The organism is Alcanivorax sp. 24, from assembly GCF_004360225.1.
GTDB lineage: Bacteria > Pseudomonadota > Gammaproteobacteria > Pseudomonadales > Alcanivoracaceae > Alloalcanivorax > Alloalcanivorax xiamenensis.
Map to the genome: position 1 here is coordinate 541,948 of NZ_SNUA01000001.1, position 21,734 is coordinate 563,681.

At 61.3% G+C, this 21,734-nt stretch carries 19 protein-coding genes; 4 read left to right on the forward strand and 15 right to left on the reverse strand.

The window, feature by feature from the left end; translation table 11 throughout:
* Together E0L37_RS02435 and E0L37_RS02440 are read left to right on the forward strand one after the other, a co-directional pair.
* Positions 1-1,485, forward strand: coding sequence for a DHA2 family efflux MFS transporter permease subunit (locus E0L37_RS02435; protein WP_133490202.1), 1,485 nt, complete (start codon positions 1-3; stop codon positions 1,483-1,485).
* A 597-nt stretch (positions 1,486-2,082) separates the two neighbouring features.
* Entirely contained in the window at positions 2,083-2,364 is a 282-nt protein-coding gene (locus E0L37_RS02440; protein WP_133490203.1) for a hypothetical protein, read from the forward strand.
* 105 nt (positions 2,365-2,469) lie between these two features.
* On the opposite strand, the gene acs is transcribed toward E0L37_RS02440, so the two are convergent.
* The 12 genes from acs to dksA all read right to left on the reverse strand — a co-directional run bounded on the left by acs (position 2,470) and on the right by dksA (position 16,505).
* A complete protein-coding gene (gene acs, locus E0L37_RS02445; RefSeq protein ID WP_133490204.1) occupies positions 2,470-4,407 on the reverse strand; it encodes an acetate--CoA ligase in 1,938 nt (645 codons plus the stop codon).
* 340 nt (positions 4,408-4,747) lie between these two features.
* A complete protein-coding gene (gene panD / locus E0L37_RS02450) occupies positions 4,748-5,128 on the reverse strand; it encodes an aspartate 1-decarboxylase (RefSeq protein WP_014996160.1) in 381 nt (126 codons plus the stop codon).
* A 107-nt stretch (positions 5,129-5,235) separates the two neighbouring features.
* Positions 5,236-6,090, reverse strand: a complete 855-nt coding sequence (gene panC / locus E0L37_RS02455; protein ID WP_133490205.1) for a pantoate--beta-alanine ligase — start codon at positions 6,088-6,090, stop codon at positions 5,236-5,238.
* A 52-nt stretch (positions 6,091-6,142) separates the two neighbouring features.
* Complete coding sequence (panB, locus tag E0L37_RS02460; protein WP_133490206.1) at positions 6,143-6,928, reverse strand: 3-methyl-2-oxobutanoate hydroxymethyltransferase; 786 nt, start codon at positions 6,926-6,928, stop codon at positions 6,143-6,145.
* Between the two features lie 88 nt (positions 6,929-7,016).
* Positions 7,017-7,697 carry a deoxynucleoside kinase gene (locus E0L37_RS02465; protein ID WP_133490207.1) on the reverse strand — a complete coding sequence of 227 codons (681 nt, stop codon included), beginning with the start codon at positions 7,695-7,697 and terminating at the stop codon, positions 7,017-7,019.
* Positions 7,669-8,190 carry a 2-amino-4-hydroxy-6-hydroxymethyldihydropteridine diphosphokinase gene (folK, locus tag E0L37_RS02470; RefSeq protein WP_133490208.1) on the reverse strand — a complete coding sequence of 174 codons (522 nt, stop codon included), beginning with the start codon at positions 8,188-8,190 and terminating at the stop codon, positions 7,669-7,671. The genes E0L37_RS02465 and folK overlap by 29 nt, the downstream gene beginning before the upstream one ends.
* Positions 8,187-9,569: a polynucleotide adenylyltransferase PcnB gene (pcnB, locus tag E0L37_RS02475; protein ID WP_133490209.1), complete on the reverse strand. Its 1,383-nt coding sequence runs from the start codon at positions 9,567-9,569 to the stop codon at positions 8,187-8,189. Before pcnB ends, folK begins: the two co-directional genes overlap by 4 nt.
* A 748-nt stretch (positions 9,570-10,317) precedes the next feature.
* Entirely contained in the window at positions 10,318-11,652 is a 1,335-nt protein-coding gene (locus E0L37_RS02480) for a sigma-54 dependent transcriptional regulator (RefSeq protein ID WP_133490210.1), read from the reverse strand.
* A 185-nt stretch (positions 11,653-11,837) separates the two neighbouring features.
* On the reverse strand, positions 11,838-14,759 hold the full coding sequence (locus E0L37_RS02485; RefSeq protein ID WP_133490211.1) for a sensor histidine kinase: 2,922 nt from the start codon (positions 14,757-14,759) through the stop codon (positions 11,838-11,840).
* Positions 14,749-14,925: a hypothetical protein gene (locus E0L37_RS21485; RefSeq protein ID WP_014996152.1), complete on the reverse strand. Its 177-nt coding sequence runs from the start codon at positions 14,923-14,925 to the stop codon at positions 14,749-14,751. Before E0L37_RS21485 ends, E0L37_RS02485 begins: the two co-directional genes overlap by 11 nt.
* Before the next feature lie 166 nt (positions 14,926-15,091).
* Complete coding sequence (gene gluQRS / locus E0L37_RS02490; RefSeq protein WP_133490212.1) at positions 15,092-15,985, reverse strand: tRNA glutamyl-Q(34) synthetase GluQRS; 894 nt, start codon at positions 15,983-15,985, stop codon at positions 15,092-15,094.
* Positions 15,986-16,097: 112 nt separating this feature from the next.
* Positions 16,098-16,505 (reverse strand): RNA polymerase-binding protein DksA, encoded by a 408-nt coding sequence (dksA, locus tag E0L37_RS21650; protein ID WP_255433112.1) that lies wholly within the window; start codon positions 16,503-16,505, stop codon positions 16,098-16,100.
* Between the two features lie 885 nt (positions 16,506-17,390).
* Between dksA and E0L37_RS02500 the strand changes: the two genes are divergently transcribed.
* Together E0L37_RS02500 and sfsA are read left to right on the forward strand one after the other, a co-directional pair.
* Entirely contained in the window at positions 17,391-18,566 is a 1,176-nt protein-coding gene (locus tag E0L37_RS02500; RefSeq protein WP_236564021.1) for an aminotransferase class I/II-fold pyridoxal phosphate-dependent enzyme, read from the forward strand.
* Complete coding sequence (sfsA, locus tag E0L37_RS02505; protein WP_133490214.1) at positions 18,563-19,285, forward strand: DNA/RNA nuclease SfsA; 723 nt, start codon at positions 18,563-18,565, stop codon at positions 19,283-19,285. Before E0L37_RS02500 ends, sfsA begins: the two co-directional genes overlap by 4 nt.
* Before the next feature lie 51 nt (positions 19,286-19,336).
* Here sfsA and E0L37_RS02510 read toward each other — a convergent pair whose 3' ends face one another.
* From E0L37_RS02510 to E0L37_RS02520, 3 genes are read right to left on the reverse strand one after another with little or no spacing between them, the layout of a single operon-like run.
* Positions 19,337-20,308 carry a serine/threonine protein kinase gene (locus tag E0L37_RS02510; protein ID WP_133490215.1) on the reverse strand — a complete coding sequence of 324 codons (972 nt, stop codon included), beginning with the start codon at positions 20,306-20,308 and terminating at the stop codon, positions 19,337-19,339.
* Positions 20,305-20,637 carry a Rieske (2Fe-2S) protein gene (locus E0L37_RS02515; protein WP_133490216.1) on the reverse strand — a complete coding sequence of 111 codons (333 nt, stop codon included), beginning with the start codon at positions 20,635-20,637 and terminating at the stop codon, positions 20,305-20,307. The genes E0L37_RS02510 and E0L37_RS02515 overlap by 4 nt, the downstream gene beginning before the upstream one ends.
* A gap of 26 nt (positions 20,638-20,663) precedes the next feature.
* Entirely contained in the window at positions 20,664-21,668 is a 1,005-nt protein-coding gene (locus tag E0L37_RS02520; RefSeq protein ID WP_133490217.1) for an adenosine kinase, read from the reverse strand.
* Between the last annotated feature and the right edge of the window lie 66 nt (positions 21,669-21,734).

The window sequence follows — 21,734 nt, forward strand, 5'->3', positions numbered from 1 at the left end:
ATGACGCGTATCGAGGACCAGCGTCTCGTCACCGTCAGTATTATGCTGGCGACGGTGATGCAGGTGCTCGATACCACTATCGCCAATGTGGCCCTGCCGCACATGCAGGGCAGTCTCTCCGCCAGTACCGATCAGATCACCTGGGTCCTGACCTCTTATATCGTGGCCTGCGCCATCATGACGCCGACGGTGGGGTTCGTGACGTCACGCATCGGCCGCCGTCAGGTGTTTTTGTGGTCGGTGGCCGGGTTTACCGTGGCTTCCGGCTTGTGTGGCCTGTCCACCTCGTTGGAACAGATGGTGGCGTTCCGCATTCTGCAGGGCATCTTCGGCGCGGCCTTGGTGCCTTTGTCACAGGCTGTTCTGCTGGATTCCTACCCGGTGGAAAAGCACGGTCAGGCGATGGCGATTTGGGGTGTGGGAGTGATGGTTGGGCCGATCCTCGGGCCAACGCTGGGTGGGTGGCTCACCGAGTGGTACAGCTGGCGCTGGGTGTTCTATATCAATCTGCCATTCGGGCTGCTGGCTTACCTTGGCATCTGGCTCAGCGTCCCCGACACGGAAACCCGGAAGAGCCGGTTCGATCTGACCGGTTTTGCCCTGCTGGCTCTGGCGATTGGTTCCTTCCAGTTGATGCTGGACCGCGGTGAGCACTTGAAATGGTTCGATAGTATCGAGATTCAGATCGAAGCGGTGCTGGCTCTGGCCGGCCTGTATTTGTTTGTCGTGCACTCATTGACCCGTAAGCAGCCGTTCATCGACATGGCCTTGTTTCGGGACCGTAACTTTGTCACCGGAGTGATCTTTATTTTCGTGGTTGGCATCATCCTGCTGGCCACCATGGCACTGTTGCCGCCCTTCCTGCAGCAGTGGAAAGATTATCCCGCCGCGACGACGGGAATCGTGCTGGCGCCGCGGGGGTTGGGGTCGATGGTGTCGATGATGCTGGTGGGACGGTTGATGCGTACCCGCCTGGATCCACGGGTTTTGGTGATTACCGGTTTATGTCTCACCAGTCTGTCGTTGCACCAGATGGCGGGGTTTACCCTGGAGGTTTCACAGAGTGATCTGATCTGGACCGGCGTCTTACAGGGGCTCGGACTGGGGCTGGTGTTCGTGCCAGCATCGGCGATGACCTATGCGACGTTGGCTCCGGCATTGAGAACGGAGGCTACCTCTCTGTTCTCCTTGTCCCGTAACCTGGGCTCCAGCGTGGGTATCTCGATCATGACCGCCATGTTGACCCGCAATCTGTGGATCAACGAGCAGCAGTTGGGTGAGCAACTGCAACTGAAGGCCTGGATCGCCCAGGGATTGCCGATGAAGGACCTGGTGTCCGGGGTGCCCGCCCAGGTATACCACACTCTGCTGAGCCAAGCGGCGGAGATCAGCTACATGAACGATTTCCGCTTGCTCATGTGGATCAATATGGCGGCCATCCCGCTGGTGCTGCTGCTGCGTCGTCAGCACTCGACGGCGGTTTAATCGCCTCTCTTCTCAAGAAAGAAAAACCTTCCCTTCCTGTTTGTGGAAAATGTCGAGCTATTCTTTCCGATTTTAAGGTCGGATTTTTATTATTATTAATAAAATAAGTTATCGGCAGATTCTGATAAAACTTTAGTTGTTTTTTATTGGTATAAAAGGTTTATTCCTTAATGCCAATTTGATTTAAGAGATGGTTGTATATTGGTTTTTTATTTCTTTGTTTTTCTATTACAGTCATGAATGTGAACAAATGAAAACGGCAAGAATTCCGGAATAAGAAGGCGGAGTCGTGTCGGAGGAAGGGGCTTCGGTTACCCGGTACGGCTGGTAACGTACTGATTATTGCGGTGATTGGCCTGCCAGGCGCTGGCGAGGCCGGCGCTTATAAAAATGTGAAATCAGTAACGGGATAATAATCAACGGAGCGAGGGGAAAGACATGGACGCAACGCTGGGGAATCAGGGAAATGAAAAGGGTGAACCGCGAGTCAAGCGGGTTTTAAGGGGGAATGCGGGTGACGCCGGGCGATCGCCACGACGGTGTTCCCCGCGATGGCATTTGTTGACGGGGGGGGTTGGCCTGTTGTGTGCATTGCTGATGCCGCTGAGCTATGCCGGCGATGGCAAGATACGTTTCCATGGCAGAATCGCGGTGGCGACCTGCGAGGTTGGCGTCAGTGTCGCTACCAGGGATAACGCGGTGGTTTCCAGCTGCGAGCGGGTGAGACAGGAAGTGGCGGATCCAATGGTGTTGATGAATACACCCAGCCCCTACATGAGCTGGCATCGTCTTGATGGCAGCGTGATCACGGGGGATGCGCAAACCATTGTCAGTCAGGCCGCCAAGACGCCGACCATTCTGTACCTGAACTATCCGTGAAGGTATCCGTGAAGGTCTTGGCGACGGGCATGCCCGGCCGTTAAAAAGCCCGGCCCCTTATTGTACCGGGGCCGGGAGACAGGCTAACGGTGTTATCGATTCGCCCTAGCGGTTGCGGCGGGTCTCGATCAGCTGGTCGACCACGCTGGGATCCGCCAGGGTGGAGGTGTCACCCAGGCTGTCCAGCTCATCGGCGGCGATTTTACGCAGGATACGGCGCATGATCTTGCCGGATCGGGTCTTGGGCAGCCCCGGCGCGAAGTGGATCAGATCCGGTTTGGCGATCGGGCCGATTTCCTCGGTGACCAGCTTGCGCAGCTCATCGATCAACGCTTCACTGCCGGTGGCGCCGGCCATCAGGGACACATAGGCGTAGATGCCCTGGCCTTTGACGTCGTGCTGATACCCCACCACGGCGGCTTCGGCGATGCTCTTGTGCAGCACCAGAGCGGACTCGATCTCGGCGGTGCCGAGGCGGTGGCCTGACACGTTCAGGACGTCGTCGACGCGGCCGGTGATCCAGTAATAGCCGTCTTCGTCGCGGCGGGCGCCGTCACCGGTGAAATAGTAACCCGGGTAGGCACTGAAATAAGTGTCGATCATGCGTTGATGATCGCCGTAAACCGTGCGGATCTGGCTCGGCCAGCTTGCTTTGATCACCAGGTTGCCGGAGGTGGCGCCGTCCAGTTCCTTGCCGTCCGGGTCCATCAGCGCCGGTTGTACACCAAACATCGGCAGGGTGGCGGAACCCGGCTTGAGGTCCACGGCTCCGGGCAGGGGCGCGATCATGATGGCGCCGGTCTCGGTTTGCCACCAGGTGTCGACAATCGGGCAGCGCTCCTCTCCCACCACCTTGTAGTACCACTCCCAGGCTTCCGGGTTGATCGGCTCGCCCACCGTTCCCAGCAGCTTCAGGCTCTGTCGCGATGTCTTGGTGACGGGCTCATCGCCGAGCCCCATCAGCGCACGGATGGCGGTGGGCGCGGTGTAGAAGATGTTCACCTTGTGCTTGTCCACTACTTGCCAGCAACGGGAAGCGTCCGGATAGGTGGGTACGCCCTCGAACATCAGAGTGGTGGCGCCATTGGCCAGTGGGCCATAAACGATATAGCTGTGGCCGGTGACCCAGCCCACGTCGGCGGTACACCAGTAGATGTCGCCGTCGTGATAATCGAATACGTATTTGTGGGTCAGGGCGCTTTGCAGCAAATAGCCGGCGGTGCTGTGCACCACGCCTTTCGGTTTGCCGGTGGAGCCGGAGGTATAGAGGGTGAACAGTGGATCCTCGGAGTCCATCCACTCTGGTTCGCACTGCGGGTCGGCCTGCGCCATGGCCTCGTGGTACCAGAGGTCGCGGCTGTCATTCCAGTCCACGTTGCCGCCAGTACGTTGCACCACCACGCAGCTGTGGACGCTGGACTGGCCATTCATCGCCTTGTCGGCGTTTTGTTTCAGCGGCACGGTGCGGCCGCCACGCACGCCTTCATCGGCGGTGATGACGGCACAGGCGTCGGCATCGTTGATGCGGTCCTTGAGCGCTTCCGGAGAGAAGCCGCCGAAAACCACTGAGTGGATGGCACCGATGCGGGCACAGGCGAGCATGGCATAGGCGGCTTCCGGGATCATGGGCATGTAAATCACGACCCGGTCCCCTTTTTTAATGCCGCGGGCGCGCAGCACATTGCCCAGCTTGCTGACCTGCTCGAACAGCTCCTGGTAACTGATATGTTTGTCCTGGTCCGGTTCGTCGCCTTCCCAGATGATGGCGGTTTGCCCGGCGCGTTGAGGCAGATGACGATCGACACAGTTGTAGCAGGCGTTCAGCTTGCCACCGACGAACCAGGCCGCGCGACCTTCCTTGAAATCCCAGTCGCTGACCGTATCCCAGCGGGTATGCCAATGCAGCAGCTCCCCGGCGCGGTCCGCCCAGAAGGTTTCCGGATCATTGACGGATTGTGCGTACCAGCGCTCATAGGTGTCACGGTCCATGAGGGTTTGACGCTTGAATGACTCCGGAACCGGGTGGATTTTATGCTCGGACATCGCGGCCTCCTTCCATACTGCTCGCCGGTGGCTTGTTGTTAGACATTGTCCGCACCCGCACCGGGTCGGGACACGCCCTTGGGCGCTGGTGATGACACGGGGCGGGTGAGGTGAAAGTGCGGCCGCATTATGGCGCGGCAAAGGAACGCACAGGAATTAAACTATGGTCTAACTCCTTTTGGCGCAAGGGTGGGAGATACTTTGGAGCCAGGCCGATGAGGGAATGGCGGTTCGCCGGCCGTTCTCGCACGATGATCGCGAGCGGGACAAACAAAAACGCCGGCCTCGGGGGCCGGCGTAGGCGAATCAGGGTACGGGCGCGAGCATGGCGCGCAAAAAATCAGGCGACTTGTACCGGGATCGCGTTGCTGGAGCCTTTGACTTCGTTGCCTTCGCCGACGTAAATCAGCCGCGGCTTGAAGTTAATCAACTCTGAGCTGCCGTAGCTGGCGTAAGCGCAAATGATCACGCGGTGGCCAGGTTGGGCTTTATGGGCGGCGGCACCATTGACGGAGATGATCTTGGATCCTTCTTCCGCGCGAATGGCGTAAGTTTCAAAACGCTCGCCGTTATCCAGGTTATAGATCTGGATTTGCTCATACTCGAGAATGCCGGCCATATCCAGCAGATTGCCATCGATGGCGCAGGAGCCTTCATACTCCAGTTCCGCGTGGGTAATGCGGGCCTGGTGCAGCTTGGCTTTCAGCATGGTGCACTGCATATCGGGTACCTCTCTGAACAAGCCACGGACGGCCTGGCAGGCTGTCTGCGGGCCGGCAGTATGCATGAATCACCGGTCACATACAAGGCGCCGCCGGGCCGCTGAATCTAGGGTTTAAGTAATGAAATCGTCACGTTGTCGATCAGTCGCGGCTGCCCCAGTCGGGCGGCGGCGGCGACCACCAGATCATGATGTCGTGGGCCCGCCGGGACCAGAGTATGGGCATCGGCCACGGTGAAATAATCCACCTGGAACCCCTGTTCTCCGAGAGTTCGGGCCAGGCGTGCCTCCAGGGCCCGGTAATCCCTTTCTCCGGCGGCGATGGCATGGCGCGCCTGTTCCAGATGCTGGTGCAGCAACGCCGCCCTGGGCCGTTCCGCGGCGGTCAGGAAGCCATTGCGGGAACTGCGGGCCAGGCCATCCTCCTCGCGGTCGGTGGGGGCACCGACAATGCGGATCGGCATCATCAACTCCGTGGTCATGCGGCGGATCACCGCCAACTGCTGGAAGTCCTTTTCACCAAAGACGGCGATATCCGGTTGTACTATATTAAATAATTTGCTTACAACGGTGGTGACACCGCGGAAGTGCCCCGGTCGGTTGGCACCGCACAAATGGTCCCCCAGGTCGTCCACGGACACCCAGGTCTTGTTGCCCCCCAGGGGATACATTTCGTCCACGCCAGGTACGAACAGCAGATCCGCCTTTTCCTCCCGCAGCAGTGCGCTGTCCTGGTCCAGGGTGCGCGGGTAGGCGTCATAGTCCTCGCCGGGGCCGAACTGGGTCGGATTGACGAAGACCGAAACCACCACGCGGTCAGCCTGCCGGCGCGCCTCGCGCACCAGACTGAGATGACCGTTATGCAAGTTCCCCATGGTGGGGACCAGGGCCACGGTTTCGCCTGCCCGTTTCCAGGCGGCGATGGCGTCGCGAGTGGCGCTCACGGTTTCCGCGATATGCATTGGGATGCCTCCACGATGACAGGATGCCCCGGCACGATCGTGCCGGGAACTCTCAAAAACAGTGTTCCTCGGCGGGGAAGCTGCCGTCCTTGACGGCTTGATCATAGGCTCGAACCGCGGCGGCGATGTCGCCGGCGCCGGCCATGAAATCCTTGACGAAGCGCGCCGGCCGGGGGTTCAGGCCGAGCATGTCGTGCAAGACCAGCACCTGGCCATCGCACTCCGGCGCGGCACCGATGCCGATGACCGGCGCCTGCACGTTGGCGGTGATCTCAGCGCTTAGGCCGCGTGGCACGCACTCCAGCACGAACAAGGCGGTTCCGGCCCGGTCCAGGGTGATGGCGGCTTCCAGCAGTTCCCTGGCGCCGGCTTCATCCTTGCCCTGTACCCGGTAACCGCCGAAGGCGTTCACCGATTGCGGGGTCAGCCCCATATGGACGCAGACCGGGATGCCGTTGCGTTTGAGCACGGTAACCGCTTCTTCAAGCCAGGCGCCGCCTTCCAGTTTGATCACGTTGGCGCCGGCGCGCATCAATTGGGTAGCGGCATCCAGGGTGCGTTCCAGGGTGGCGGCCCCCATGAACGGTACATCAGCGATGATCAGACTGTTCTGATTGCCGCGAGCCACGCATTCCGTGTGATACACCATCTGTTCCAGCGTGACCGGCACGGTGCTTTGCTGTCCCTGGATCACATTGCCAAGAGAATCGCCGATCAGCATGGCTTCCACGCCGGCATCGCTGATCAGCCGGGAAAAGGTCGCGTCATAGGCGGTCAATACCGAGAACTTGCGTTGCTCCTGTTTATACTTCTGCAGGGTGCGGATGGTTACGGGCATGGGGCTCTCCCCTGACGAATAGACGGAGGCGCCTGGAAGGTAAGGGCAGGCACCCGGGGCGGGCTTGGGGACTCGGAAGCAAGGCGGCTCAGAGGTTCCCCAGCGGCCGGGGGTTAAAATAGTGGCGCCCCGAGCGGATGTCCAGCAACTCGGCCACCAGTTGTTGGTAGTCCCGGTCCCCCTCCACCAGATCGATATCGGCGGTGTTGACGATCAGCAGCGGCGCGTCGTCATAGAAATGGAAGAAACGGGTGTAGGCGTCGTTGAGCCGTTCCAGATAGTCCGGATCCATGCGTTGCTCGAAATCGGTGCCGCGTTTGAGCACCCGTTGTCGCAGGGTGGCGGTGGGCGCTTGCAGGTAGATCACCAGATCCGGTGTCGGGGCGTCGATCAGCATGTGTTTGTAGACGTTGTCGTAGAGCGGGAACTCTTCGTCGCTCAACGTCACCTCGGCGAACAGGCGGGTCTTGTCCACCAGGAAATCCGCCACCCAGGGACCACTGAACAGTTCCTGTTGGCGCAGGTTGCGCAATTGTTCCGCCCGTTGGAACAGGAAAAACAGCTCGGTTTGCAGGGCGTAGCGGGCCGGGTCCTGATAGAAGCGGGACAGGAAGGGGTTGGCTTCCGCTTGCTCCAACAGGGTGTCGAAACCAAATGTATCCGCCAGGCGCCGGGTCAGAGTGGTCTTGCCGACACCGATGGGGCCTTCCACGGCAATCAGACGAGGCAGATTGCCGGCTTCACGACGCTGTTGAATACGCTGGCTCAACAAAATGGTTCTCCTCCAGGCTGGGCAGACGGCGCAGTGGCTGATCCGCCACTCCAGGCCAATAGTCGGACAGCGGGCGGCCGTCGGGCAAGCGCGCGTCCGGGGCGATGTCCAACAGGGGGCGCAGAACAAAGGCGCGTTTGTGCATTTCCGGGTGCGGGACGGTGAGGCGGGGCAGGTGGATGGTCTGGTCCCGCCACAGAAGGATGTCCAGATCCAGGGTGCGTTCGCCCCAGCGCCGGTGCCGCACCCGGCCGGCCGCCTTCTCCAGGTCCTGCAAGGCGCTGAGCAGGGACAGGGGGGGCAGACGGGTTTCCAACAAGGCCACGGCATTGATGAAATCGGGCTGATCCTGTGGCCCCACCGGCGCGGTATCGTACAGAGCGGAGTGCGCCAGAAGGCGGGTCATCGGTAATACCGCGATGGCTTCCAGAGCATGGCAGACGCGTTCGGCGGGGCCGTCGAGATTGCTGCCGAGACCGACGGCGATCATGCTTCGCCGCCGCCGTTCCCACCACGTCGACGTCTACGCCGCCGCCGACCGCCTTGGCCGCCGGCCTGGCCCAGATCCTGGACCATGGCGCGTTGCCGGGATTCATCGGCGGCTTGATAGCGGGTCCACCATTCGCCCAGGCCGGGTTTGATCTCACCGGCCTGCTCGCGCAGCAGCAGAAAGTCGTAAGCGGCGCGGAAACGGGGGTGCTCCATCAGCGTGTCCGCCCGCTTGCCATTACGTTTGTCCAGGCGCGGTTGCAGGTCCCACATCTCGCGCATCACCGAGGAGAAGCGGCGTGGCACCGAGGTGTGATGGCTCTGCTCATTGAGGGCCCAGGTGGCGGCTTTGTGCAGGGCCGGCGCCGGCGGAATGCCATCCTCGCGATAGCGCTTCAGCTGCGTGACCAGCACCGGCCACAGAAACACCGCATAAAGGAAGGCGGGGGTGACCGGTTTATCCTCGGACAGGCGCCGGTCGGTGTTGTCCATGGCGGCGAGAATCAGCCGTTCCCAGACTTCTCCGCCCTCGCTTTCCAGAGCCTCGTGGGTATTGGGAAACAGGAAGGCAAACAGGCCCAGCTTGCGCAGCTGTTCAAAGGAAGCCCGGGCGTGGCCGCTGAGAAACAGCTTGAGCACTTCGTCGAACAGGCGGGCCGGCGGGACCTGCAGAAGCAAGGGCGCCATTTCCGGGATCGGTGCCCGGGTGGCGCGATCCAGCTGGAAGCCCAGTTTGGCGGCGAAGCGGGCGGCGCGCAGCATGCGTACCGGATCTTCCCGGTAACGCTGCTGGGCGTCTCCGATCAAACGGATAATGCCGCGTTCGATGTCCTGCCGGCTGTTGACGAAATCGTGCAGGGAGAAATCGGCGATGTTGTAGTACAGGGCGTTGATGGTGAAGTCCCGGCGCAGGGCATCTTCCTCGATGCTGCCCCAGGTATTGTCGCGCAGGACCAGGCCGGTCTCCTCATGGGCCCGGTGCTGGTCGTCATCCAGATCATCGTCCCGCTGGAAGGCGCGGAAGGTGGATACCTCGATGATTTCGCCGCCGAAACGCACATGCACGATCTGGAAGCGGCGGCCAATAATGCGGCTGCGTTTGAACAGCCGGTAGACCTGCTCCGGGGTGGCGTCAGTGACCACGTCGAAATCCTTTGGCTGACGCCCGCACAACAGATCCCGCAGGCAGCCACCGACCAAATAGGCTTCGAACCCGGCCTTATGCAATCCGTAGAGTACATTGAGCGCGGCCCGGGACACCTGTTTACGGGAAATAGGGTGGGCGTCGCGGGGGATCACCTTGGCCTTGGGAAGGCGGGGCGTACGTGGGGAACCAAACTGAATAAGGCGGGTCAGTTTCTCCAGAAGCTTTGACGCCATTGAGCGATTATCGTCCTGACTGAATGAAAGGCGGCATGGTAGCACCTTTTTTACGCCACAGGTTATTGATCAGCGTCTTGCAACGGAAAGAGATCGGGAGCAAGCTGGGCGTTTCAACATGACCGGGCGTTGAAAAGTAAAAAGGGATCACAACCTTGGTTGTGATCCCCTATGCGCTGATTCTGTTGTTATTATTGTTTGTGTTGTTTTCTGCCTTGCGCCGTACGCACATGGTGTTACGGCATTTCTCTCGTTTGGCTCATCACCTTTTTGTTCTTCTTTTCTTGTTCTTATTTTGAGCCTCGTCGCCTTGGTTGTTTTGTTTATCTGGCGTGGGATTCATAGTGCATGGATGGTTTTTCCTTTGCAATAGCATGTTAAATGCTTATAAATCAGTAACTTACGAAAATTCCGAAAAAGCGATTCAAAAGGTGGGGGTGTGGGGTAACGTTCTTGTTACCCGGCCTGTGTAGTAAGGTAACACTTGATCGTTGAATGCGATCGAGAGAGTAACAAGAAGGTCATCCACAAGCTGTTCCTGGCAAAAAAACGCTGGGAATCATCTTCGACGCTGCTTCAGCGGGGCTATGACAAAGGCCACGAAACCGCTGTGGGAAGCTTGCTTGCAAGCGAATATGCCCCCTGGCCGTTGGCCATTCGCTTGCAAGCAAGCTTCCCACAGCGGCTTCGCGGCCCGGGTTCTTCACAGCACTAAGCCGCTCTGTTGGAGTCTGGCCGGGCCCCGGGCTCAGCGCCGGCCGCCCTTGCGACGGGGAATACCCAGGCGCTGGCGGCGCTCCCACAGGCTTTTGCGGCTGATACCGAGCTTATTGGCCAGCTCGGTCTCGGTCATGCTGTCCTGGTTTTCCAGAACAAAACGGGTGAAGTAGTCTTCCAGTGACAGATCCTCGGAAGGGTCCAGGCTGGCGCGGCTGGCACGGGTGGTGCGTTGTGGCGCGCGATCCGGGTTCAGACCCAATTGGCCAGGGCCTATGGCTTCCTCCTCGGAGAGAATCACCGCCCGCTCGATGACATTCTCCAGTTCCCGCACATTGCCTGGCCAGCTGTAACCGCGCATCGCTTCCAGTGCTTCCTGAGTGAAAAACAGGTTTTGCCGCCGCAGTTTCTCGCTGCCGCGAGCGAGAAGCGCACTGGCAAGATCCTCGATATCCTGTTCGCGGGCTCGCAGGGGCGGCACTTCCAGCTCCATCACGTTAAGCCGGTAGTAGAGGTCGCGGCGGAATCCGCCTTCGGTGACCCGGGTGGGCAGATCGGTCTGGCTGCTGGCCAGAATGCGTACGTCCACTCGTCGTGTGGCCAGGGAGTCCTGCCGGTGGATCTCGCCCTGTTCCAGCAATGTCAGCAATCGGCTTTGCGCTTCCCCTGACAGTTCGCCCACTTCGTCCAGAAACAGGGTGCCGCCTTCCGCCTCTTCAATGCGGCCGGGCTGCTCATCGTTGCCGAACAGATCATCCAACTGCAGGGTTTTCGGCAGCGAGGCGCAGTGCACGGTTATCAGCGGGCCGCTCGCCCGATCACTGTGTTCATGGATGGAGCGGGCGGTCAGTTCCTTGCCGGTGCCGGCTTCCCCGAGAATCAGCACAGGAGTATCGGTGGGCGCCACCCGGGCAATGCGGTGCTTGAGGTCACGCATCGCCTGGCAATCGCCCACCATGGCGTTGACCGGATAGCTGCGTTCCATGTCACGGCGCAGTGCCTGGTTGCCGCGATTAAGCCGGCCTTCCTTCAGCACTCGTTCCACGGCCAGCAGCATTTCCTCGTGGTCGAAGGGTTTGGGGATGTAATCCACCGCGCCCTGGCGCATGGCGTCCACCGCCGAGCGCAGACTGGCGTAGCTGGTCATGATCAGCACCGGGGTCGGGTTGGCCTGTTCGATCAGGGCGGTGCCCGGTTCTCCCGGCAGGCGCAGATCGCTGATGATCAGGTCGTACTGGTGCAGGCTTTTCTCCAGCGCCTGCTCCACCGATTCCGCCTCCATCACGGAGTGATCATGCCGCTCCAGCAATTTGCGCAGCGCGCCGCGAATAACGGGCTCGTCTTCCACGATCAGTATGTGACTCATACTGCCTTCCTTCTAATTCTAAGAGCCTGTTTAAGGTCTATTCACCGCCGCGCCGGAGTTCCCTCTTCACCTGGTAGAAAGTGTCGCCAGGTCGTGATTCCGATTGTGCAGTGTAGTCATTCTACATAAACAAGCGTAATCGCGGGCTGGCGGCAACGCGGTGGCGTATAGACCTTGAACAGGCTCTAATAAGCGGGCAGGTCGATGATAAACCGGGTGCCATGGTCGCCTTCCACCGGGCTCTCCACGCGCACCGTCCCCTGATGGTCTTCGATGATACTGTAAACCAACGCCAGTCCCAGACCCGTACCGCGGCCCGGCGACTTGCTGGTGACGAAGGGTTCAAACAGGGCATCGCGCAGTTCAGCCGGTATGCCATGGCCGCGATCCTCGACTTCGATACGCACATTCTCACCCTCCGGGCGGCTGCGGACCGTGATCGGGGCGTCGTCCTCGCTGGCGTCCGAGGCGTTGCTGAGCAAGTTGACGAACACCTGCAGCAAACGTTGCGGGTCACCCATCACTTCGTGGGTCGGGTCGCAGAGATTGCGGAAGTGTTGCTGGCGGCGATCCGGATCCAGTTGCAACAGGGCGATGGCTTCGGCGGCGGTGTCATGGACCCGCACCGGGCCATGGATGACGTCGCGCATGCCGCCGGAGTGGCTGAAGGTCACCAGGGATTCAACGATGCGGGTGATACGGCGGGTCTGCTCCATGATCTGCTGTCCACTGAGGCGCTGCTCCTCATCAAGACTATCGCCTTCCAGATTCTGTGCCAGGCAGGCGATCGCGGTGACCGGATTGCCGATTTCATGGGCGACGCCCGCGGCCAGACGGCCGATGGAGGCCAGCCGCTCGTTGTGTGCCAGGTGCGCTTCCATATGGCGTAGATCAGTGATGTCCTCAAGCACCAGTACCAGGCCGCCGGCCTGCTCGGACGGGCCAGCGCCGCGGATCAGTGATTTGTGCAAACTCAACCAGCGGGCCTGGCCGTTGACCTCGATGCTGCGTTTGGGATCGTGGGCGTCCTCGCCACGGCTGAATTCGGTGAGCAGTTCCCCCCAGGGGGAGGGCAGATGGTCCAGGCGTGAGCCTATGGTGTCTTCCGCGTCGATGCCGGTCAGGGCTTCCACCGCGCGGTTCCAACCGATGATCTCGCCGTCGGCGCCCAGAGAAATAACCCCCATCGGCAACTCCAGCAGGGTTTGCCGGTGAAAACGGCGCAGGCTGTCCAGTTCCGCCGCCAGACCAGAGAGGCGATCCCGGTACTTCTCCAACCGCGTTTCGATAAAGCGGATGTCCTCGCTGGATTCCTCCCCTTCGCGCGGCCGATAGGGCACATTCTCATCCATCAACTGATGGGCAACGGAGGGGCCGAGCAAACCGGACAGGTTGGTTTCCAATTGATCGCGCAGCCGTCGCAGGGCATAGGGCCGGGTCTCGGTATACTTCAGGCGCAGATCCCGCAGTGCCATTTCCACTTCCCGGGCGGCGGTCACCGGCCCCAGTGGACCGCTCAGTGACGCGATAAAATCGTCCACGGACTGGGCGCTCAATTCCCAGCGGTACGGGCGGCGCAGGCTGTCCACCGCGCAGGCCTCGGCGGCGGAGCGCTCCGCCCGGGACATCGGGGTGACGATCGACACCACCGCATAGATCAGGCCATTAAGACTCACTGACGCCAGAGCCACCCGATGCCACTGGGTGGCGCCTTCCGGGTACCGCCAGCCGAGCCACTGCAGGATTTCCTGCGCGTGCCAGTGCGGGGTGATCAAGGGAAATAGCAGGGCCACCGCCCAGATCACGAACCCGGCCAGCATACCGGCGAACAGGCCGCTGCGATTACCCGAGGGCCAGAACAGGGCTCCGATCAGCCCGGGCACGAATTGCAGCGTCGCGACGAACGACAGCACCCCCAGTTCCACCAGTGAATGGTTGGGGCCAGTGAGCCGGTAGAACAGAAAGGCCAGCGCAAGAATGGCCGCGATCAGTACCCGGCGGGTCCACAGCAGATTGCGGTACAGATCCTGGGCGGAGCTGAGAGGGCTGGCCGGCAACACCAGGTGATTCAAACACATGCCGGACAGTGCCAGGGTGGCGACGATCAGCATGCCACTGGCGCCGGCGAGCCCGGCCAGATAGGCCAGCACCGCGCCGTGGCCGGTCTCCCGGCCGACACCGAGGGCGAAATAATCGGGAATGGTCGGGGCGTCGATGGCGAGCGCGGACCACAGGATCAGCGGTACGCACAGTGCCATGATCAGAAACAGCAGCGGCAGCCCCCAACTGGCGGTGACCAGGGCGCGTGGATTGAGGTTCTCGGTGAAGGCCATGTAGAACATGTGCGGCATCACCACCGCGGAGACAAAGAACGCCATGATCAGGCTGTGCCAGGTTCCGTCCTGCAACGGCTGGTAAAGACGGGTGAGCATCTCCGGATTGGTGTCCAGCCACTGGTTCAAGCCGCCGAGACCACCAAAGACGCCGAACAGCCCGAGCAGGGCCACCGCCACGAACGCCACCAGCTTGATCAGCGATTCGGTGGCGATGGCCACCACCAGGCCCTCATGCCGTTCCCGGGCAGTGGCATGGCGGGCGCCAAACAAAATGGCGAACAGGGTGATCAGCAGACAGAACCAGAACGCCAGCCAGGCGGGATCGGGATCTCCGGTGAGAATCTGGATGGACTCCGCCACCGCCTTTAACTGCAGTGACAGCAACGGCAGCATGCCGACCACCATCATCACCGTGGTGAGTGCCCCGGCCAGGCGGCTGCGATAGCGGAAAGCGAACAAATCCGCCAGGGAGCCCAATTGATACGTCGTGGTCAGGCGGAGGATCGGCGCCAGCAGGATCGGCGCCAGCAAAAACACCCCGGAGATACCGAGAAAATAGGCGAGAAAGTTGTAGCCATAACGATAGGCGTAACCCACCGAGCCATAGATCGCCCAGGCGCTGGCGTAGACTCCGAGTGACAGTACATAGACTACCGGATGACGCACCCAGCGTGAGGGGATCCAGCCCCGCTCGGTGATCCAGGCCACCAGGAACAGAAACAGCAGGTAGCCGCAGGCGATCAGAATCAGTTCGCTGACACTATACGTCATTCGCGTCCCGGCTCTTGGCGATCCAGTAGCTGAGAGCGATCAGGGCAAGCCAGATCAGGTAGGGGCGATACCAGCCGCGTCCGCCTTCGCTCCACCAGCCAATGATGGCCGGGGAAAGCAGATAGGTGCCTAGAATGAAAATGATCAGTAGTCGGTCGGTATACATGCACTCTAGTCCGGCGGCGAGGGCGCCTCGACCGATTCAGGCTCGGTTCGGCCCAGTATGATTGAGCAAACGGCTGAGATTGAGCATACCAGAGCCTGTTTATGATCTGTACATCACTGGAGAAGGCCTCAGCCGGCGCGGCGATGTACAGATCATAAACCGGCCCTCAGGCCTGCCCGCCTTGTAAAAGCGCCGGCGCTGGCCGCTCGGCGCCGCGCGGCAGTTGTTCCGGCGTCCAGTTTTCCCGGGCCCATTGCAACAGATCGGCAACCGTCGACTGTTGCAATCCGGCGGGCGGGGAAAGCCCGAGGCAGGTCAGGGCCGCATGGGTGAGCGGCCCCTTGCGATCCGGATCCAACGCGGCGCCATTCGCGGACTTGCTGATCTTCTGGCGCCCATCCGGTTGCAGGATCACTGGCAGATGGGCATAGCGGGGTCGGGGCGCGCCGAGACAATCCAGAACATGGATTTGCCGCAATGTGGAGGTCAGCAGATCCGCGCCGCGCACCACATCGGTGATGTCCTGATCACGGTCGTCCAGAGCGCAGGCCAGCTGATAACTGAACAAGCTGTCGCGGCGGCGAATCACGAAAGGGCCTTCCTCCTCCGCGAGCGCCGCGCATACCCGCCCCTGCAGGCGGTCATCGAAACACAGCGGCGCCGCGGGCACGGTCAGACGCACGGCGCGGTCCGGCCCGGGCGGTTGCGCCACCGAAGGGCCAGGGTGCACATTGCCCAGCGCTTTCAATTGTTGCCGTGACAGCGTGCAGTAAAACGCCTGCCCCTGTTCCAGCAGTGAGTCGACTGCCGCCTGATAGGCATCACCGCGTTTGCTCTGATAGAGAAGGGGGCCATCCCAATGCAGGCCGAATGCTTCCAGTTGCCGAAGAATGGTATCCGCCGCTCCCGGTTGTTCCCGGGGTGGATCCAGATCGTCCATGCGTACCCACCACTCGCCCCGGTGATAGCGGGCATCCAGCCAACTGGCCAGCGCGGTGACCAGAGAACCGAAGTGCAGGGGGCCGGAGGGGGTGGGAGCGAAACGACCGCGGTAGGACATAAAGCAGCTAACAGTGAAAAGTTAATAGTTAACAGCGCAAAGAGAAGAAGCAGGACTAGGTCCTGCTTCCCGGGTTTTTAACTGTTCATTGTTCACTATTCACTTGGTGGGCCTAGCCCGCCAGTTGTTTTTCCTTGATCTCGGCGAGCTCCTTGCAGTCGATGCACAGCTCCGCGGTGGGGCGGGCTTCCAGTCGGCGAATGCCGATCTCGATGCCGCAGGCCTCACAGTAGCCGTAGTCGTCCTTATCGATCTGATCGAGGGCTTTCTCGATCTTTTTCAGCAGTTTGCGCTCGCGGTCGCGGGTGCGCAGTTCCAGCGCGAATTCTTCCTCCTGGGTGGCCCGGTCGGCGGGATCGGGCAGATTGGCCACCTCGTCCTGAAGGTGGTGCATGGTGCGATCCGCTTCTTCCATCAACTCCTGGCGCCAGGCCAGAAGAACCTGACGGAAATGAGCGCGCTGAGCTTCGTTCATGTACTCCTCGCCTGCTTTGGCGACATAGGGAGCGACTCCATGAATAAGATTGTCCGCTTTGTCGGCGGCTGTTGCGGGTTTTTTCACCGTCGATTTCACCTGAACTGAAGAAGAGGAACGGGACGGCCTGCGCTCCTGGCTGCCGGGAGCCTTCCTGGCGGTTCCCGATGACGTCGTCGTATTCCGGGTCGGCGCTTTGGCCGGAGCCGGTGTGGCCTTGGCACCGCGTTTGGCGGTGCCGGAAGCCTTGGATTGGGGTGCGGTCGTGGCGCTCGGTTTGCTTTTGGCTGTGCTTTTCACCTGTTTGCTGCGAGTGGGGGATGCCGGGCCCGGAGAGGCTTTCCGGGTCGCCTGAGCTTTCGGTTTGGCTTTGCTGGCGGTCGCCTTGGCGGCGGACCGGGTGGTTTTGCTGACAGCGGCCTTTTTGCTGGCGGCCTTGGCCGTGGCTTTCTTCGCGGCGGGGCGCTTGCTGGCGGCTTTCTTCGTGGTCGTGACTTTTTTCGCCGTCGTCTTGGCCGCCGCTTTCTTGGGCGCGGCTTTTGGGGCTACGGCTTTCTTCTTGGCGGCGGCCGTCTTTTTCACCGCGGCTTTTTTGCTGGCGGTAGTGGAAGAAGTCCGGGCTGCACCGGCCTTGGGTTTGGCGATGGCTTTCTTTTTTGCTTTTTTCCCGGTGGCCATTTTGATCAACTCCCTTAACATAGTCACGACTCGCTATTCGGAGCCCAGTTCCCTGAGCATTCCCTGAGCAAGGCTCCGCCCAACCGGAGCCCGTCAATAGTGTAATCTTCGACCTTACCGCGTTAGTGCCCGCCATGCCACTGTTGGCGATGGCAGTCAACCCGGTGGGCTTTCCTTCGCCCGGTGGCGTTTCTAGACGCCACGAAACCACGGGATTATAGCCACAACATAGCGACAGAAAAGGGGTTTTTCTTGACCGATTCACAAAGAATTTCCCGCCTTGCCAACACCGTTCCGCCTTTTCACGTGATGGCATTGCTGGAGCGGGCCCAACAACTGGCCGCCCAGGGCCGGGATATTATCCACCTGGAGGTGGGGGAACCCGACTTCCCCTGCCCGTCGCCAGTGATGGCGGCCGCCCGCCATGCCCTGGATCTGGGGCGGACCCGATATACTCCGGCGGCGGGTTTGCCGGCATTGCGTGAAACCATCGCCGAAGACTACCGCGACCGCTTCGGCGCGCGGGTGGATCCGGCCAGGATCGTGGTCACACCGGGAGCCTCCGGGGCCTTGCAACTGGCTCTGGGGGCATTGCTCGACCCCGGTGACGGCGTGTTGCTGTGTGATCCGGGCTACCCCTGTAACCGTCAGTTCGTCCGTATGTTTGGCGGCGTCCCGCAGCCCATGCCGCTACAGGCATCGACGGGGTTTCGTGCCAGCGGCGATATACTGCGCTCCGCCTGGGGGGAAACGACCCGGGCCGCCCTGGTGGCCAGCCCGGACAACCCCACCGGTAATCGTATCCCGGCCGGGGAATTGAATGACTGGGCGCGGTGGTGTTGGGAGCGCCAGGGCACTCTGATCGTCGATGAAATCTACCAGGGGCTCTGCTACGGCGCCGAAGCGGAAACGGTACTGGCCCATGGCGATGCCGCCTGGGTCATCAACAGCTTTAGCAAATATTTCGGCATGACCGGTTGGCGGCTGGGATGGCTGGTGGCACCGGAGGCGGCGGTGCCGGCGGTGGAGCGGCTGGCGCAAAACTGGTTCCTGGCTCCGGGCACGGTGGCGCAATACGCGGCCATGGCGGCGTTCAGTGAGGATACGCTGGCCATCGCGGAGCAGCGACGGCAGCTGTTGGCCCGGCGTCGCACCTTGTTATTGGAGGCGTTGCCGGGGATGGGGCTGCCGGTGGTTGGTGACAGCGAAGGCGCCTTCTATATCTATGTGGACGTCAGCGCCCACACCCGGGACAGCTTCGAGCTTTGCCGGCGCTTGCTGGAAGAGGCGGGCGTGGCGGTAACACCCGGGCTGGATTTTGGTGAGACTCACCAGCCCGAGCGGTACATTCGTCTCGCCTATACTTGTGACGAGGAGCGCTTGCATCAGGCGCTGGAGCGTCTGGCCCGCTTTCTGGAGATGCCGTGAAATTCGATCCCCCAATGCAGGCGGTGACCCTGTTGCGCCGTTACAAGCGTTTCCTGGCCGATGTGCGTCAGGCTGATGGCAGCGAAATCACCGTGCACTGCCCCAACACCGGGTCCATGAAGCATTGCGTGCTGCCAGGGTGGGAACAGGCGGCGCTGATCTCCGACAGCGGCAACGACAAGCGCAAGTATCGCCACACACTGGAAGCGGTGCAGGTGGCCCACGGTCATTGGGCCGGGGTCAATACCGGCCGCCCCAATGCCCTGGTGGCGGAAGCCATCGCGCAAGGGCGGGTGCGGGAGCTGGAACCGGGCGCTGGGGTGCTGCGCGAGATCACCTTCGGTGACAGCCGCTTTGACCTGGCCCTGGGCGAGCGTGCCGCTCCCCATACTTTCATCGAAGTGAAGAACGTCACTCTGGGGCCGGGCCCCGACGATCCCGATGATGGCGTCATCGCCTTTCCGGATTCGATCACCGAACGCGGTCAGAAGCATTTGCGGACCCTGATGTCGGTGGCGGCGTCGGGCAAGCGGGCGGTGCTGTTTTTCTGTGTACAGCATTCCGGCGCGGTGGCGGTGCGCCCGGCGGACGAAATCGACGCTCGTTACGGCGAGCTGTTGCGGGAGGCGATGGAGAAAGGCGTGGAAGTCCTGGCCTGGAAAACCGCGATGACGGCGGCCGAGACCCGGATGGATACGGCATTGCCGCTCAGATTGTGACAGGCGCTCATGCCGTCGGTATGCGCGCCTTGGCGGAAAGAATCATGCGTGTCAGGATGACAGCCGCTGAACCTGCTCCGCCATGGTGGTGACCCGGTCCTGCCAGTAGCGCGGGCTGTCGAACCAGGGAAAGGCGGGAGGAAAGGCCGGATCATCCCAGCGCTGGGCCAGCCAGGCGTCATGGCAGATCATGCGGCGAATACGCAGGGGTTCGATCAGCACGCTCTGATCCCAGGGGAAGGGCAAAAACAGCTCATAGCCCCGGGCCACCACCTGCAGTTGATGGCGCTGCTCTTCCTGCTCACCGGAAAGCAGCATCCACAGATCCTGCATGGCGGGCGCTCGCACGCTGTCGTCCAGATCGACGAAGTGAGGGCCACCTCCGGTTTCTCCGTATTCGCGCCAAAGGATATTGCCGCCATGGCAGTCGCCATGAACGTTGAGCAAAGGAAAATCACGATCCGCCAGGCGCGTTCGCAACAGAGATACCAGAGTGGTGGTCAGGTCCCGGTACTGACCGCGATAGTTCAGATCCACCACTTCTTCACTGAGCAGGAGGGCGGTGGCCCTTTCGATGTCGGCGATCACGTCCAGGGTGGGGCGTTGCTGGTAGGGGCGGTCATTGCCGCACGCGTGCCAGCGCGCCAGAGTCCGGCCCAGTTGCTCAAGATGAGCGTCGTTGGCCAACTCCGGTGCATGACCGCCGGCACGGGGGAAAACGGCAAAGCGGAAGCCGCAGTATTCAAACAAAGTGCGGCCGTCACGTTGCAAGGGCGCCACCACCGGCAAATCCCGTTCCACCAGAAACAGGCTGAAACGGTGCTCTTCCAGGATCTGTTCATCACTCCAGCGCTGGGGCCGATAGAACTTGACGATCACCGGCGGCCCTTCTTCCTGGCCGATCTGATAGACCCGGTTCTCGAAGCTGTTGAGCGCCAGCAGGCGGCCGTCAGTGAGAAAGCCGACGCCGTCCAGGGCGTCCAGCATGAGATCCGGGGTCAGATGATCGAAGGGGTGACTCATGCCGGTTGTGGAACCTCGCCCAGCCAGATCTGCTCTTCGCGGATTTCCAGTGGTACCGGCAGCAGGGCGTCGCCGCTGCAGGGGCCGGACAGGCAATCGCCGGATTCAATTTCGAACAGGGCGCCGTGATTGGCGCAAATGATGAATTGGTTGTCGCTGTCCAGGAATTGATCCGGCATGAAATTCAGCTCGATGCCCAGGTGCGGGCACCAGTTCAGGTAGGCATGGAACTGCCCGTCCCGTTTGACGATCACCACCGGCTGGTCATCCACCTGGAATTCCCGGGCGCTGTCGTCCTCGATATCGTGAATACTGCATACGGCCTGCATCGCGGTCTTGCTCTCCTTTGGCTTGCCTACTCACCCAGAACGCGCTGGCGGATTTCCGCGTGGGCGCCATTGGGCAGTCGCGGGCCAAATTCAACGATCAGGCGGCCGGCGGCGGCGTTGGCCAGACGGGCGGCGGTGACCGCGTCGTGCCCATGGGTGATGGCATAAAGATAGGCGCCGGCGAACATGTCTCCAGCGCCGTTGGTATCAATCGGTTTTACCGGGTCGCAAGGGATATGGTGTGCCTGCTGGCCGTCCCACAACAAGGAGCCTTCCGCGCCCCGTGTCATCACCAGGGTGCGGCACAGCGGCTTCAGAGCCTCAAGGGCGGCTTCCGGAGTATCGGTATCGGTAAAGCCCTTGGCCTCGTCTTCGTTGCAAAACAGCAGATCGACACCGTCGCCGAGCATTTCCGTCAGGCCATCACGGAAGAAACGCACCATGGCCGGATCGGAAAACGTCAGAGCCGTGCCGACGCCGTTCTTTTCCGCCAACTGACGCAGACGGATGGCGGCGGCCCGGGCACTGGGGGAACTGACCAGGTAGCCTTCCAGATAGACGTAGCGGGAGGCCGCCACGATCTCCTCGTCGACCTCGTCTTCGGAAACCTGCTCGGAAATGCCAAGAAAAGTATTCATGGTGCGCTCGGCGTCCGGGGTGATCATCACCAGGCAGCGACCGGAAATGCCCAGAGGGCGGTTGCCGTTCATGTTGGTGTCGACGCCGGCGGCCAGCAGCTCGCGTACGAAGATGTCGCCGGTGTCATCGCTGGCCACCTTGCAGGCGTAATAGCCGCTGCCACCGAACTGACGGGCCGCCACCACGGTATTGCAGGCGGAACCGCCGCTGGTCAGTTTGTGGGGTTCGGCTTCGCCCGCCAGTGCTTGAAGTAATTCCGCCTGACGCGCCTGGTCCACCAGGGTCATCAGCCCCTTGCCTACCTCCATGCGTTCGAGAAAGGCGTCACTGACCTCGATTTCCGTATCCACGAGGGCATTGCCAAGGGCGTAGACGTCGTATTTCTTTTCCATGGAGGCTCCGTTGGGGCTGTTCCCACCTATGATTATCCCTATTCCGTATGGCACGGAAGGTGGCCC

Coding starts and splice junctions, on each gene's coding strand:
- E0L37_RS02435 (WP_133490202.1), top strand. CDS start 1: ATGACGCGTATCGAGGACCAGCGTCTCGTCACCGTCAGTATTATGCTG.
- E0L37_RS02440 (WP_133490203.1), top strand. CDS start 2,083: ATGCCGCTGAGCTATGCCGGCGATGGCAAGATACGTTTCCATGGCAGA.
- acs (WP_133490204.1), bottom strand. CDS start 4,407: ATGTCCGAGCATAAAATCCACCCGGTTCCGGAGTCATTCAAGCGTCAA.
- panD (WP_014996160.1), bottom strand. CDS start 5,128: ATGCAGTGCACCATGCTGAAAGCCAAGCTGCACCAGGCCCGCATTACC.
- panC (WP_133490205.1), bottom strand. CDS start 6,090: ATGCATATCGCGGAAACCGTGAGCGCCACTCGCGACGCCATCGCCGCC.
- panB (WP_133490206.1), bottom strand. CDS start 6,928: ATGCCCGTAACCATCCGCACCCTGCAGAAGTATAAACAGGAGCAACGC.
- folK (WP_133490208.1), bottom strand. CDS start 8,190: ATGATCGCCGTCGGTCTCGGCAGCAATCTCGACGGCCCCGCCGAACGC.
- pcnB (WP_133490209.1), bottom strand. CDS start 9,569: ATGGCGTCAAAGCTTCTGGAGAAACTGACCCGCCTTATTCAGTTTGGT.
- E0L37_RS02480 (WP_133490210.1), bottom strand. CDS start 11,652: ATGAGTCACATACTGATCGTGGAAGACGAGCCCGTTATTCGCGGCGCG.
- E0L37_RS02485 (WP_133490211.1), bottom strand. CDS start 14,759: ATGACGTATAGTGTCAGCGAACTGATTCTGATCGCCTGCGGCTACCTG.
- E0L37_RS21485 (WP_014996152.1), bottom strand. CDS start 14,925: ATGTATACCGACCGACTACTGATCATTTTCATTCTAGGCACCTATCTG.
- gluQRS (WP_133490212.1), bottom strand. CDS start 15,985: ATGTCCTACCGCGGTCGTTTCGCTCCCACCCCCTCCGGCCCCCTGCAC.
- E0L37_RS02510 (WP_133490215.1), bottom strand. CDS start 20,308: ATGAGTCACCCCTTCGATCATCTGACCCCGGATCTCATGCTGGACGCC.
- E0L37_RS02515 (WP_133490216.1), bottom strand. CDS start 20,637: ATGCAGGCCGTATGCAGTATTCACGATATCGAGGACGACAGCGCCCGG.
- E0L37_RS02520 (WP_133490217.1), bottom strand. CDS start 21,668: ATGGAAAAGAAATACGACGTCTACGCCCTTGGCAATGCCCTCGTGGAT.